This is a genomic window from Geobacillus thermoleovorans (assembly GCF_001610955.1).
GTDB lineage: Bacteria > Bacillota > Bacilli > Bacillales > Anoxybacillaceae > Geobacillus > Geobacillus thermoleovorans.
This window is the reverse complement of record NZ_CP014335.1, coordinates 2,325,678-2,340,022: the sequence shown is the minus strand read 5'-3', so window position 1 is coordinate 2,340,022 and position 14,345 is coordinate 2,325,678. Positions and strand designations below refer to the sequence as shown.

Sequence of the window (14,345 nt, the reverse complement as noted above, 5' to 3'; positions counted from 1 at the left end):
GGCCTAGGCCGGCGGGCGGTTTTCGTGCCGACGGAAGGGAGTTCGTCGGTTTGAGCGCTGTGAGCCGGATGGACCCATCCCGGGGTTGATTCACGATGAGCGGGGCAGCAAATAAAACAGTCCGCCGTTGATGACGGAAACGGTGATGCGCGGCTTGTACTGCTTTTCCAACGCTTCCTTCTCAATATAATAGCACTCCGGCTTTTCTTCGCAGTCTTTGTAAAATTCATCAAGCAACGCCAAATCGTCGGCCCAGCGTCGGCGCGCCTCATCCGCCCACGCATGGTTGTCGGCGGCGATGCGGCTGCGTATGTATTGCTCGAGACGGCCGATGCCGCTTCTCGGTTTAATGAGCGGGGAGATGGTGAAACAGTAATCAGGGATTTTCGGCGTCAGCCGTCGCTCGCGCATCCGCTCATGAAACGACTCGACGATCGTTCCGCTAATGAGATGAAGGCCAAGGGAGACGATTTCATCTTTTTTTCGGTCGCATTCGTACGAAATCGTGACGTTCATGCCGAGCCATGGATGGAGGGCGGCGTTGCCGTCCAAAGGCGCGCTTGGCTCCTCATACAGGCGGATGAAGCTGCCGCGTTTTTGCGCTGAGCGGAACAGCTGGTGCAGCCGGGGAGCGCCGAAATGGAGGCGCTCGCCTTTGAGTTTGTCCGTCCGCTCGCTCGCGCGGGTGATGAGCGTCAGTCGCATCGGCTGCGGCACGCCGCCTGTCCGTTCAATATAATGCCAGTAAAACGGCCGATTCATCAGTTCTTTGTCCATTTCTGCCGTCAGCTGCACGGTGAGGTAGTCGTCGCTTGCTTCCACAAACGTGCAGCCGTTGGCCGCAAAATAGCGTTCGACAAAGCGGCGGATTTCATGTTGCTGCATGCCGCTCTCCTCCTTCCTTTCCAAGCTGCTCCGCCAGCTCGATCATCGCGACGATGTTTTCCATTTTGATTTTCATCTCCCCTTCGCTTCGTGAATGAACGAAGGCGTCTTCGAAGTAGCGCTCCAGGTTGGCGAGGTTCATTTTCGCCAAAATGTCGTCCAGCTCGCCGACGACTCGTTCGAACAGGCGGATTTTTTCGTACAGAAGCGTTAAAATATGTTCTTCGACCGTCTGTTTGACAGCGAAGTTATAAATGTAGACGTCATCCGTCTGCCCGAGCCGGTGGACGCGGCCGATTCGCTGCTCAAGGCGCATCGGGTTCCACGGCAAGTCGTAGTTGATGACATAGCGGCAAAACTGCAAGTTGATGCCCTCGCCGCCCGCCTCGGTGGCGATGAACACTTGGGCGTGGTGTTTAAACAGTTCCTGCATCCAGTCTTTTTTGCCGCGCCGGAAGCCGCCGCGAAACGGAACGGACGAGATGCCGTGCTGCTTTAAAAACCATTGCAAGTAAAGCTGCGTCGCCCGGTATTCCGTGAAAATAATGACTTTGTCATGAATGGAACGGATAAGCTCGAGCGCTTTTTCCGCCTTTGAGTTCGTCGTGACGGCGTTGATTTTTTCCAATACGCGTTCAAGCGGCTCCGGAACCGCTCCGCTGCATTTATCGATCATGTTTTTGATCGTGAGAAACAGCGCCTCGCGGCTGCTGCACGCCTCACGAAGAAGCGTGATGAGCGAAAACGAGCCGGCGAACGATTCGCGGCGGAGCGCCTTGACCGCTTCATACAGTTCCCGCTCCTCATTCGTAAACTCGATCAGCACCGGTTCAACGTGGCGCTTCGCCCATTCGATCGGCGTATCAGCGCGGCGGTTGCGGATCATCACTTTGTTGACGAGCGCTTTTAAATGGTCGTTCGTCTGTACAGCCCGCGTTTTTCCGTACGTTTTGGCAAACTGTTCCGAGCTGCCTAAATGGCCGGGTTTCAACAGCGAGACGAGGTTGAAAATTTCTTCGATCCGGTTTTGGATCGGCGTCGCTGTCAGGAGCAAACAAAACTTCTTTTTTAAATTTTGCACAAACTCGTAGTTTTTCGTTTTGTTATTTTTCAGTTTGTGCGCCTCGTCGATGATGATCATGTCGTACGACTGCCCGTAGATGATGTCACGGTGCGGCGGTTTTTTCGCCGTGTCGATCGAGGAAACGACGATATCGCACTGCTCCCAGACGTAGCTCTTTTTCTGCTGGACGGCCGGGATGAAAAATTTTTCGTTCAACTCTCTCACCCATTGCGAAACAAGGGAGGCGGGAACGAGAATCAGCGCTTTTTTCACAAGGCCGCGAATCATATATTCTTTTAAGACGAGCCCGGCCTCGATCGTTTTTCCAAGCCCGACTTCATCCGCCAAAATGGCTTTGCCGTTCATCTCCTCGACGACGCGGCGCGCCACTTCAAGCTGGTGCGGAAGGATCGTCAAGTGGGGCAGGTGTTTGGGCGCCTGCAAGCCATTAAATTCTGGGACGCTTAAATGATGGGCGGCCTCAAGAGCCAGTTCGTACATTTCCCAGCTCGCCCACGGACCGTCTTTTTCGATGCGTGCCAAAAATTCCTCCTTCCATGTTTCATCCATTTCAAGGTCAATGTTCATGGCGATCCCCTTCCCTTGTTGCGAATGTTTATATAGATTGCATGTGGTATGTTGAATAAAACAAGAACATTATTATGACTAATTGCCATGAAAGTTCGATTATTTCCTATTGCCCTTTGACTGTGATTGATGGTAGTATAAATTTAGAACATTCTCATGACTCGTTGATCAGGGTGTTTGTTAGTATGCCCGATATGGAAACAATTTATTGATGGGCGGATGACGGCAAGGGGAGAGACTACGGAATGTAGCGCCGAAGGAGCAAGCGGAAACGCGAATCTCTCAGGCAAAAAGACTCTTGCTTGACGCAGCTCTGGAGAGCGCCTGCGTTCACGCAGGCCACCCAAGAGGAAACCGATCGGCCCCATGGACCGCGAACGGACGCGCCAAACGGGCCGGCGGGAAACTTTCAGGTGCCAGGACAGAGCCCCCTTACTTGTTGATAGGGGAAGTCTGTCCTTTTTTGTGTGACGTGGATCAAAGGAGGGAATCAGATGCTAAAGCGCACGCCCCTATTCTCGGTGTACGCCCGTTGCGGCGCCAAAACGATTGAATTTGGCGGCTGGGAAATGCCGGTGCAGTTTTCCAGCATCAAGGAAGAACATGAGGCTGTAAGAACGCGCGCCGGGCTGTTTGACGTCTCCCATATGGGGGAAATTGTCGTCCGCGGCCGTGGGAGCCTCGCGTTTTTGCAAAAGCTCATGACCAATGACGTCGCCAAACTGCGGCCCGGCCGGGCGCAATATACGCTCATGTGCTATGAGGACGGCGGCACAGTCGATGATTTGCTCATCTATCAAAAAGGAGAGAATGACTACTTGCTGGTCGTCAACGCAGCGAATACGGAAAAAGACTTCGCTTGGCTAAGCGGGCATGTTGAGGGCGACGTCGAGCTTCAAGATGTATCGTCCGAAACGGCTCAGCTTGCCTTGCAAGGGCCGGCAGCGGAGCGCGTCTTGCAGCGATTGACGGATTTTGATTTGGCGGCGCTGCGCCCGTTTTCATTCGCCGACGGCGTCGAAGTCTCGGGCGTGAAGGCGCTCGTTTCGCGCACCGGCTATACGGGGGAAGACGGGTTTGAGCTATATTGTAAAGCGGAAGACGCCGCCGCGCTATGGGAGGCGATCCTAGCGGCCGGAGCTCGTGACAGCGTTCTCCCATGCGGACTGGGGGCGCGCGATACGCTCCGCTTTGAAGCATGCCTGCCGCTTTACGGTCAAGAGCTGTCCGACTCGATTTCACCAGTTGAAGCCGGGCTTGGTTTTGCCGTCAAAACGGAAAAAGAGACGCCGTTTATCGGCCAAGCTGTATTGAAACGGCAAAAAGAGGAAGGGCCGCCGCGCCGGCTCGTCGGCATTGAAATGATCGACAGAGGCATTCCGCGCCACGGATACCTTGTATTTGCCGACGGCGAAGAGGTCGGGTTCGTCACGACCGGTACGCAGTCGCCGACGCTGAAGAAAAACATCGGCTTGGCCTTGGTGAAAGCGGATGTGGCTGCCATCGGCCGGGAGGTGGAGGTGGACATCCGCGGCAAGCGGCTGAAAGCGAACATCGTGCCGATTCCGTTTTACAGGCGGGCCAAGTGACGATTCCAAAGCGACAAGGAAAGGGGAAAAACGCAGTGCTCCATCGTTATTTGCCGATGACGGAAGAAGACAAACAGGAGATGCTGAAGACGATCGGCGTCGCCTCGATTGACGACTTGTTTGCCGATATTCCAGAACAAGTCCGCTTCCGCGGCGAGCTGAAGGTGAAACCGGCCAAATCCGAGCCAGAGCTGTGGAAAGAGCTTGCGGCCTTAGCGGAAAAAAACGCCAGCGTAAAACAATACGTTTCCTTTTTAGGAGCCGGGGTGTACGACCATTATATTCCGGCTGTCGTCGACCATGTCCTGTCGCGCTCTGAATTTTATACGGCCTATACGCCGTATCAACCGGAAATTTCCCAAGGCGAGCTGCAGGCGATTTTTGAGTTTCAAACAATGGTGTGCGAGTTGACCGGCATGGATGTCGCCAACTCGTCGATGTACGACGGCGGCACGGCGCTTGCCGAAGCGGTGCTTCTTAGCGCCGCGCATACGAAGCGGAAGAAAGTGCTCATCTCGACCGCCGTTCATCCGCAATATCGGGAAGTCGTGCGCACGTACGCCAAAGGACAGAAGCTCGAAGTGAAAGAAATTCCGTATGACGGCGGCATCACCGATCTTAAGGCGCTTGAAGCGGAAATGGGGGATGATGTGGCGTGCGTTGTCGTCCAATACCCGAACTTTTTTGGTCAAATCGAGCCGCTGAAAGCGATCGCGCCGCTTGCGCATGAAAAGAAAAGTTTGTTTGTCGTCGCCAGCAACCCATTGGCGCTTGGTGTGTTGACTCCACCCGGAGCGTTTGGCGCCGACATTGTGGTCGGCGACATGCAGCCATTTGGCATCCCGACGCAATTTGGCGGCCCGCATTGCGGCTATTTCGCTGTCAAAGCGCCGCTCATGCGCAAAATTCCAGGCCGTCTTGTCGGGCAGACGACCGATGAGGACGGGCGCCGCGGGTTTGTCTTGACGCTTCAAGCGCGCGAACAGCACATCCGCCGCGATAAGGCGACATCCAACATTTGCTCCAATCAAGCGTTAAACGCCTTGGCCGCTTCCGTTGCGCTGTCGGCGCTTGGCAAGCGGGGCGTGAAAGAAATGGCGGCGATGAATATTCAAAAAGCGCATTATGCGAAGGTGGAACTTGAAAAGCGCGGACTGTCGTCGCCGTTTGCCGGCCCGTTTTTCAACGAGTTCGTCATCCGGCTTGGACGGCCGGTTTCTGATGTGAACGATCGCCTGCTCGAAAAAGGAATCATCGGCGGCTATGACCTTGGGGCTGACTATCCGGAGCTTGCCGGTCATATGCTTGTTGCTGTCACCGAACTGCGGACAAAAGAAGAAATCGATCGGTTTGTCAATGAATTGGGGGATGGCCATGCGTAACGATCAACCGCTTATTTTCGAACGAAGCAAGCCGGGGCGCATCGCCTACAGCCTGCCAGCGCTTGACGTGCCGGCTGTCGATGTCAGCGAGCTCGTGCCGGCCGATTATCTTCGCACTGAAGAGCCGGAGCTCCCGGAAGTGTCGGAGCTTGACTTAATGCGCCATTATACGGCGCTCTCGAAACGAAACCACGGCGTCGATTCCGGTTTTTACCCGCTCGGGTCGTGCACGATGAAATACAATCCGAAAATCAATGAAAACGTCGCCCGCCTCGCCGGGTTTGCCCACATTCATCCGCTTCAGCCAGAGAAAACGGTGCAAGGGGCTCTTGAGTTGATGTACGACTTGCAAGAGCATTTAAAAGAAATCACGGGCATGGATGCGGTCACCTTGCAGCCGGCGGCCGGCGCCCACGGCGAGTGGACCGGGCTGATGATGATCCGCGCTTACCATGAAGCAAACGGCGACTTCAACCGGACGAAAGTGATCGTCCCGGATTCAGCGCACGGGACGAACCCGGCGTCGGCAACGGTCGCCGGTTTTGAGACGGTGACGGTCAAATCGACCGCCGATGGACTTGTTGATTTAGAGGACTTAAAGCGCGTCGTCGGTCCGGATACAGCGGCGCTTATGCTCACGAATCCGAATACGCTCGGGCTGTTTGAAGAGCAGATCGTCGAAGTGGCTGAAATCGTCCACGCAGCCGGCGGCAAGCTGTATTATGACGGGGCGAATTTAAACGCCATTCTTGGCAAGGCGCGCCCGGGGGACATGGGCTTTGACGTCGTTCATTTGAACTTGCATAAAACGTTCACCGGCCCGCACGGCGGCGGAGGCCCAGGCTCAGGCCCGGTCGGGGTGAAAGCCGACCTCGTTCCGTTTTTGCCGAAGCCGGTCATCGAAAAAGGAGAAAACGGCTATTATCTCGATGACGACCGCCCGCAGTCGATCGGCCGCGTCAAGCCGTTTTACGGCAATTTCGGCATCAACGTCCGGGCGTACACGTACATCCGCTCGATGGGGCCGGACGGCTTAAAAGCGGTGAGCGAGTACGCCGTGTTAAACGCCAACTATATGATGCGGAGGCTTGCCGACTATTACGATTTGCCGTACGACCGCCATTGCAAGCACGAGTTCGTCCTGTCGGGACGCCGGCAAAAGAAACTCGGCGTCAGAACGCTCGACATCGCCAAACGGCTGCTTGATTTCGGCTTCCATCCGCCGACGATTTACTTCCCGCTCATCGTCGAAGAGTGCATGATGATTGAGCCGACGGAGACGGAGTCGAAAGAGACGCTTGACGCGTTTATTGACGCCATGATCCAAATTGCCAAAGAGGCGGAGGAAAATCCGGAAATCGTTCAAGAAGCGCCGCATACGACCGTTGTGAAGCGACTTGATGAAACGACCGCAGCGCGCAAGCCGATTTTGCGCTATCAAAAACCAAAACATAGCGACAACTGACGTTTGAGCATTGATGAGCGCTCGCTCCCTAACGGAGCGGGCCGTTTCTTTGTACGCCGGATGAGCCATTGACAAAAACGTTGAATTAGTTTATTATATAAACTAAGATCAAGAAAGAAAAAGCATGTGTCCATATGGAGAAGTTAGCCTTAACAGTCGGTGCACGGGCGCCCGACGGCTTGAGTGAAAAAGCGGATGGCCAAGAAGCCTGCACGGCAGGAATCGACGGATGCAGCAACCGCCATAATAGCGAGGCGCCCCTGCCCTTTCGCAAGACACATTCGATCAATCAAATGAAAAGGATGACAGAGACGTGCGGACAGGAAACATTTCTCTTGTAAAAAAAATGAATAAACAGCTCGTCTTAAAATTGATTCGCGACCAGCATCCGATTTCGCGCGCCGATATCGCCAAGACAACCGGATTGAACAAGGCCACTGTCTCCGCGCTTGTTGACGAACTGATCGCCGAGCATTTCGTCCATGAAAGCGGAATCGGCGAGTCAACCGGCGGGCGCCGGCCGCTCATGCTTCGCTTCAACGCCGACGCCGGCTCGCTTATCGGCGTTGAGCTGGGGGTGAACTATTTGTATGCCGTGTTGACCAATTTAAACGCGGACATTCTTTGGGAGCAACGGCGTTCGTTCCGCCCGTCTGAAGGGCAGGAGGCGATCATCGGCGAAATGATGGAGCTCATCGAGGCGGCCATCCGCCGGGCGCCGGCGACACCGTACGGTGTGATGGGAATCGGCATCGGCGTGCCGGGCGTCGTCCATACCGAAAGCGGGACCGTTGTGTTTGCTCCGAACTTGCGCTGGGACGATGTCGCCTTGGCGGCTGTTTTGCGGCAACGGTGGCCTGAGCGTCCTGTCATTGTCGAGAATGAGGCGAAACTGGCGGCGCTTGGAGAAAAGTGGTTCGGCGCCGGCAACGAGTTCGCCCACTTTGTTTACATCAGCGCCGGAATCGGCATTGGCGCCGGCGTCGTTCTTCACCATCAGCTCTATCGGGGTGTCAGCGGCCTAGCTGGTGAAATCGGCCATCATACGATCGATGTCAACGGCATTCGCTGCAGCTGCGGCAACATCGGCTGCTGGGAAATGTATGCGTCGGAAAAATACATTGAGCGCCGTTTGGCTGAAGAAGGGCGTTCCGAATGGCTCGATGAACGCTTTTCCATCGCTGCGATGGCGTTGGCAGCAGAAAGCGATGAACAGCTGGCGCGCATTTTGGAGGAAACGGGGCGCTATCTCGGCGTTGGATTGTTGCAGGTGATTTATGCGTACAATCCAGAAGCAGTCATCATCGGCGGTCCGATTGCCCAAGCGGGCGAGTATGTGATCGGTCCGGCGCGCCAAGAAGTGAGAAAGCGGATTCTCGTCAAAAAAGAAAGCGAGCCGTCCATCATCTCCTCCAAGCTGAAAGAGAAAAGCTGCGCCATCGGCGCGGCTGCTTCGGTGCTTGAGGCGGTCGTCCTGCCGCCGGAATTTGCGGCGGTCTAGCGCATGCGAAAAGAGGCGCCTGCCTGTTTGGGCAGAGCGCCTTTTTGGTTAACGGGCTACGCTTTTTTCTTCACTTTCCCGGTCCATGTTTTAAATCCGCCTTTTAAATGGTACAAGTCGCGGTATCCTTTTCGGTAGAGCATTTGCGCGGCTCGCCCGCTGCGCAGTCCGTTTTGGCAGTACAAATAGATCGGCTGGTCTTTGCGCAATTCTTTCATGCGCATGCGAAGCTGCGTGAGCGGGATGTTGCGAGCCCCTAAAATATGTCCAGCCGCAAACTCATCCGGTTCGCGGACGTCGACGAGTTGCGCTTTTCGATAACCGGCGCGGAACTCTTCCTCTGTCAATGCTTTGACAATTCTCTTCTGCCAGAAGTACGTAATGACGGAATACACGATGATTGCGCCGAGAATAATGAGCAATGCTTCCACCCGTCATGCCTCCTTTCGCTTCGTCTGCTATTTCCTATTATATAAAGTCGCCGCCGGGAAGCAAAGAGGTTTTCGTGATGCCATTTTTCTTTCCTTCACCGGCGTTGTTTGCTAAACTAATAAAGGCGGCCAAAAGCGTCCCGCCCCTTGGCGGTGGTCGACAAGCCGCCGCAGCGTTTAGAGTATGGAACAATAGAGAAGGTGGAACGATGGCAAAAGAAGTATGGCGCTTTATCGATTCCGGCTATTGCCCGCCGGCGTTCAATATGGCGCTCGATGAGGCGCTTCTCGATTGGCACAGCGAAGGCAAAATTCCGCCGACGGTCCGCTTTTATGGCTGGAATCCGCCGACGTTGTCGATTGGTTATTTTCAAAAAGTGGAGAAAGAAATTGATTTAGAGGCGGTCAAACGGCACGGCCTCGGCTTTGTCCGTCGGCCGACCGGCGGGCGCGGCGTCCTGCACGATAAAGAATTGACATACAGCGTGATCGTCTCCGAGTCGCACCCGGCGATGCCGAAGACGGTGACGGAAGCATACCGCGTCATTTCGCAAGGAATTTTAGAGGGATTTCGCTATCTTGGGTTGGATGCGTATTTTGCCGTGCCGAAAACGGAAGAAGAGAAGGCAGATTTGCGCAGCCCGCGCTCGGCCGTTTGTTTTGACGCGCCGTCATGGTACGAGCTTGTCGTTGAGGGGCGGAAAATCGCCGGCAGCGCGCAAACGCGGCAAAAAGGCGTCATTTTGCAGCACGGATCGATTTTGCTTGATCTGGACGAAGAGCTGCTGTTCAGCTTGTTTAAATATCCAAACGAGCGGGTGAAAGAGCGTCTGCAGCGCGATTTTAAAAAGAAGGCAGTCGCGATCAATGAGTTGACGAGCCGCACGGTGACGATCGAGGAAGCGAAAGAGGCGTTTTACAAAGGATTTGAAAAGGGATTGAACATCGTATTGGAACCGTACACGCTCACCGCCGAAGAGCGGGCGTACGTTGAAGAGCTGGCGCGGGCGAAATACGAAAGCGACGAATGGAACTTCAAGCGCTGAGCAGCGACGCGGTAAATCGTTCGTTTTCCGGCAAAAACAGCGGCACTCCCCCGTTTTTCTCCGCTTTTCGCCGTGTTTTGTTTTTTTTTTGCTTGACAAAATGAAATCATTTGTTCTCTTTAACAATATATAGTATGATTTTCATAAAAAATCATACTATATATTGTTTTTTTCTGTTTGATATGGTAAGGTAGAGAAGACAGGACAACTTTGCCAAAAACATGAGAGATTATATAAAAGAGGAGAGATAGGAGAATGACGGTGGCGTCATCCGAAAAAATGAAGATCAATATTGACAAGCTGAACGAGGATATCCGCCTATTTCCGCAAGTGCATCCGATTACGCCGGATATGCACATCACCCATAAAGGCGTATCCCGTTTGGTCATGCTTGACCGGTATTCATTCAAAGATACGGAGAAGCTGACGCTCACACCGGGCGATTTCGTCGTGTTGACGATCAAGGAGGATCCGAAATTCCCGGCACGAGGGCTCGGGTTTATCGTCGACATCGATTGGGAGGCGAAAAAGGCGCGCGTGTTGATTGAAGACGAATACCGGCACGTGCTCGAAGGGGAAGAGGCGGAGACCGGCATTGTGGTTCGGTCGCTCGACATTATTGATAAGCCGCTCGAAATTTTCTATGAGCAAATCGCCAAGCGCAATGCGACTGGGCTGGCGGCGGTGGAAAAGACAGAAGAAAAGCGGAAAGAGTGGTTCGAAAAGTTTTATCAAGAGCTCGCAAGCTTGAATTTTGTTCCGGCCGGCCGCGTGTTGTACGGGGCGGGTTCGGGCAAGGAAGTGACGTATTTCAACTGCTATGTGATGCCGTTTGTGAAAGACTCGCGCGAAGGAATTTCCGAACATCGGAAGCAGGTGATGGAAATCATGAGCCGCGGCGGCGGCGTTGGGACGAACGGCTCGACATTGCGGCCGCGCCATACGCTTGCGCGCGGGGTGAACGGCAAATCGTCCGGGTCGGTCTCGTGGCTTGACGATATTGCGAAGCTGACCCACCTTGTCGAGCAAGGTGGCTCCCGCCGCGGCGCCCAAATGATTATGCTTGCTGACTGGCACCCGGACATTATCGAATTCATCGTCTCGAAAATGCAAAACCCGCGCATTTTGCGCTACCTGCTCGAAAATATGGAAGACGAAGGCATCAAAAAAGCAGCGCGCGACAAACTGAAATTTACGCCGCTCACCGAGCGGGAGCGGGCGATGTATGAAGCGATCGTCCGATACAAGAACGCGCCTGACTACGGCGGTTTCACTGAAGAAATCATCAAAGACGCCGAAGAAAAACTGCGCACCGGCGGTACATATACGGTGCACAACCCAGACTTTTTGACCGGTGCGAACATTTCCGTCTGCCTGACGAAAGAGTTCATGGAAGCGGTCGAAAAGGACGAAGAATACGCGCTCCGCTTCCCGGACGTGGAAACCTATTCCGAAGAGGAAATGCGCATTTACAACGAAAAATGGCATGAAGTCGGCGATGTACGCGAATGGGAGAAAATGGGCTATCGCGTCCGCGTCTACCGGAAAATCCGCGCCCGCGAACTGTGGAAGCTGATCAACATTTGCGCGACGTATTCAGCCGAGCCGGGCATTTTCTTCATCGACAACGCCAACGAAATGACGAACGCCCGCGCGTACGGGCAAAAAGTCGTTGCGACCAACCCGTGCGGGGAACAACCGTTGGCACCGTATTCGGTGTGCAATCTGGCCGCCATTAACTTGGCGAACATGGTGGACAAAGAACGGAAGGTCATTGACTACGAAAAACTGAAACGCACGGTCGAAATCGGGGTGCGGATGCAAGACAACGTCATTGACGCCACGCCGTACTTCCTTGAGGAAAACAAAAAACAAGCGCTCGGCGAGCGCCGCATCGGCCTTGGCGTCATGGGGCTTGCAGACTTGCTCATTTACTGCGAAAAAGCGTACGGCTCTGAGGAAGGAAACCAGCTTGTCGATGAGCTGTTCCGCACGATCGCCACGACCGCATACCGGGCATCGATCGAGCTGGCGAAAGAAAAAGGCAGCTTCCCGTTTCTTGTCGGCGAAACGGAGGAAGAGACGCGCAAGCTGCGTGAAGCGTTCATCAACACCGGCTACATGAAACGGATGCCGGAAGATATTCGTCAAGATATTTTGAAATACGGCATCCGCAACTCGCACTTGCTGACGGTGGCGCCGACAGGATCGACGGGAACGATGGTCGGCGTCTCAACCGGGCTTGAGCCGTACTTCTCGTTCTCGTACTACCGGAGCGGGCGCTTGGGCAAATTTATCGAAGTGAAAGCGGACATCGTCCAAGAATATTTGGACAAACACCCGGAAGCCGACCCGAACCACTTGCCGCCTTGGTTTGTGACGGCGATGGACTTGCCGCCGGAAGCGCACGCCGATGTGCAGTGCATCATTCAACGTTGGGTCGACTCGAGCTTGTCGAAAACGGTCAACGCGCCGAAGGGCTACACCGTCGAGCAAGTGCAAAAAGTGTACGAGCGTTTATGGCGTTGCGGTGCGAAAGGCGGAACCGTCTATGTCGACGGCAGCCGCGATGCACAAGTGTTGACGTTAAAGGCTGAGGAGAATCAGATTGAAGAGCAACTTGAACTGCTTCCAGAGGAGCTCGAGGAAAAAGAGACGAAACGCCCCGTCGTGCTCGTTGATACGATTCAAGATGTGCGCGCCACCGATGTGACAATCGGTTCCGAAATCGGCAATATTTGCCCGATTTGCCGCGAAGGGACGATCGAAGAGATCGGCGGCTGCAACACGTGCACAAGCTGCGGCGCGCAGCTGAAGTGCGGCCTGTAATGGCGATACGGATGGGTTTGAATGGATGAAACGCTGGTTTCCGTAGAGGAACCGGCGTTTTTTTTACATAAAAGGCAAAAGCCAAAATATAGTGGTAAAAGGAGGGAACGAAAGGGGGAGCGTCATGATTGTTCATGTCGTAAAGCGCGGGGAGACGCTTTGGCAGTTGGCTCAGCGTTACGGCGTTCCACTCGAGCGGATTGTCGCCGCCAATGAACTGAGCGACCCGAACCGGCTAGCCGTTGGCCAAGCGCTCGTCATCCCGGTTCCATATCGTTACCATACGGTCCGCACAGGGGAAACGTTATGGCAAATTGCGCGCCAGTATGGAGTGGCGGTCGAAGCGATTATACAGGCGAACCGGATCACGAATCCGTCGCTCCTTTATCCAGGGACAACGTTGTTCATCCCAGCGCGCATCCATACGGTGCGAAGCGGGGAGACGCTGGCGCAAATCGCTTCGTTCTACGGAGTGACGGTTCAGCAGCTGATCGAAGTAAACGATATTACCGATCCGAACCGGATCGTCCCCGGACAGCGGCTCATCATCCCGCCGGCGAAGCCGCTCATCGAGGTGAACGCATTTACGGTGGACCAAGGGGAGAAAGGAGCGGAGCAAGTGCGCGAAGTCGGCCGCCATTTGACCTATGCCGCGCCATTCGCCTACACGATCCGCGCCGATGGTGGGCTCAATCCGATCAATGATACAGCATTCATTCAGGCGGCTTATGCCGCCCGTGTCGTGCCGATGATGACGATCACGAACTTTACGTACCAAGACCCGGGCTCGAGGCTGGCGCAGACGATTCTGGCCGACGTTGCGCTGCAAACGCGATTGCTTGACAACGTCATTCAAGTGATGCGAGCAAAAGGGTACCGCGCGTTGAATGTCGATTTTGAAAATGTCTATCCGTCCGACCGCAAGCGGTATAACGAGTTTTTGCAGCGGGCGGCCAACCGGCTTCACGCCGAAGGGTATGTTTTATCGACGTCTCTGGCGCCCAAAATAAGCGCTGAACAAAAAGGGCTGCTGTACGAAGCGCACGACTACCCAGCCCACGGACGCATCGCTGATTTTGTTGTCCTTATGACCTATGAGTGGGGCTACCGGTTTGGGCCGCCGCAAGCCATTTCGCCGGTGAATCAAATTCGGCGCGTGCTCGATTATGCGGTGACCGCCATTCCGCGTAGCAAAATCATGATGGGGTTTCAAATTTATGCCCGCGACTGGGTGCTGCCGCACGTGCAAGGGCAAGAGGCGGAAACGTTCAGTCCGAAAGAGGCGCTAGAGCGCGCCATTCGCTACGGGGCGTCCATCCAATACGATGCGGCGGCGGCTTCGCCGTTTTACCGCTATACAGATGAACAAGGGCGACAACATGAAGTGTGGTTTGAGGACGCCCGCAGCGCGTTGGCGAAATTTGACTTGGTGAAAGAATACGGATTGCGCGGAATCAGCTACTGGGTGCTCGGGTATCCGTATCCGGAAAACTGGGTGCTGTTGGAAGACAATTTCCGCATTCGCAAGCGTGGGTAAGCTAAGCAGTTAGAGCGTATGCGCCGGTC

Annotated in this window: 10 protein-coding genes and 1 riboswitch; of the genes, 7 read left to right on the top strand and 3 right to left on the bottom strand. The window is 54.7% G+C overall.

From position 1 onward, the window contains the following. Nucleotides 1-90 precede the first annotated feature (90 nt). Both GT3570_RS11780 and GT3570_RS11775 read right to left on the bottom strand, forming a co-directional pair. On the bottom strand, nucleotides 91-885 hold the full coding sequence (locus GT3570_RS11780; protein WP_011231909.1) for a YqhG family protein: 795 nt from the start codon (nucleotides 883-885) through the stop codon (nucleotides 91-93). Next, nucleotides 872-2,536, bottom strand: coding sequence for a DEAD/DEAH box helicase (locus GT3570_RS11775; RefSeq protein ID WP_014196337.1), 1,665 nt, complete (start codon nucleotides 2,534-2,536; stop codon nucleotides 872-874). Before GT3570_RS11775 ends, GT3570_RS11780 begins: the two co-directional genes overlap by 14 nt. A gap of 219 nt (nucleotides 2,537-2,755) precedes the next feature. Next, a riboswitch (glycine riboswitch) is annotated at nucleotides 2,756-2,844 on the top strand. 186 nt (nucleotides 2,845-3,030) lie between these two features. Here GT3570_RS11775 and gcvT point away from each other — a divergent pair. The 4 genes from gcvT (at nucleotide 3,031) to GT3570_RS11755 (ending at nucleotide 8,473) form a co-directional block, all read left to right on the top strand. Then, the gene (gene gcvT, locus GT3570_RS11770) at nucleotides 3,031-4,125 is read left to right on the top strand and encodes a glycine cleavage system aminomethyltransferase GcvT (protein WP_011231907.1); all 1,095 of its coding nucleotides are present in this window, start codon (nucleotides 3,031-3,033) and stop codon (nucleotides 4,123-4,125) included. Nucleotides 4,126-4,160: 35 nt separating this feature from the next. Then, a complete protein-coding gene (gene gcvPA, locus GT3570_RS11765) occupies nucleotides 4,161-5,507 on the top strand; it encodes an aminomethyl-transferring glycine dehydrogenase subunit GcvPA (protein WP_011231906.1) in 1,347 nt (448 codons plus the stop codon). After that, nucleotides 5,500-6,972 (top strand): aminomethyl-transferring glycine dehydrogenase subunit GcvPB, encoded by a 1,473-nt coding sequence (gcvPB, locus tag GT3570_RS11760; RefSeq protein ID WP_015375390.1) that lies wholly within the window; start codon nucleotides 5,500-5,502, stop codon nucleotides 6,970-6,972. Before gcvPA ends, gcvPB begins: the two co-directional genes overlap by 8 nt. 313 nt (nucleotides 6,973-7,285) lie before the next feature. Continuing rightward, entirely contained in the window at nucleotides 7,286-8,473 is a 1,188-nt protein-coding gene (locus GT3570_RS11755) for an ROK family transcriptional regulator (protein WP_014196334.1), read from the top strand. Between the two features lie 56 nt (nucleotides 8,474-8,529). Here GT3570_RS11755 and GT3570_RS11750 read toward each other — a convergent pair whose 3' ends face one another. Continuing rightward, nucleotides 8,530-8,904, bottom strand: coding sequence for a rhodanese-like domain-containing protein (locus GT3570_RS11750; RefSeq protein ID WP_011231903.1), 375 nt, complete (start codon nucleotides 8,902-8,904; stop codon nucleotides 8,530-8,532). Between the two features lie 209 nt (nucleotides 8,905-9,113). Here GT3570_RS11750 and GT3570_RS11745 point away from each other — a divergent pair, with 209 nt between their 5' ends. The 3 genes from GT3570_RS11745 to GT3570_RS11735 all read left to right on the top strand — a co-directional run bounded on the left by GT3570_RS11745 (nucleotide 9,114) and on the right by GT3570_RS11735 (nucleotide 14,316). Continuing rightward, nucleotides 9,114-9,950, top strand: a complete 837-nt coding sequence (locus GT3570_RS11745) for a lipoate--protein ligase family protein (RefSeq protein WP_011231902.1) — start codon at nucleotides 9,114-9,116, stop codon at nucleotides 9,948-9,950. 255 nt (nucleotides 9,951-10,205) lie between these two features. Further along, nucleotides 10,206-12,779, top strand: coding sequence for a vitamin B12-dependent ribonucleotide reductase (locus GT3570_RS11740; protein ID WP_011231901.1), 2,574 nt, complete (start codon nucleotides 10,206-10,208; stop codon nucleotides 12,777-12,779). 124 nt (nucleotides 12,780-12,903) lie between these two features. Then, on the top strand, nucleotides 12,904-14,316 hold the full coding sequence (locus GT3570_RS11735) for a glycoside hydrolase family 18 protein (RefSeq protein ID WP_062898810.1): 1,413 nt from the start codon (nucleotides 12,904-12,906) through the stop codon (nucleotides 14,314-14,316). The last annotated feature ends 29 nt before the right edge of the window (nucleotides 14,317-14,345 follow it).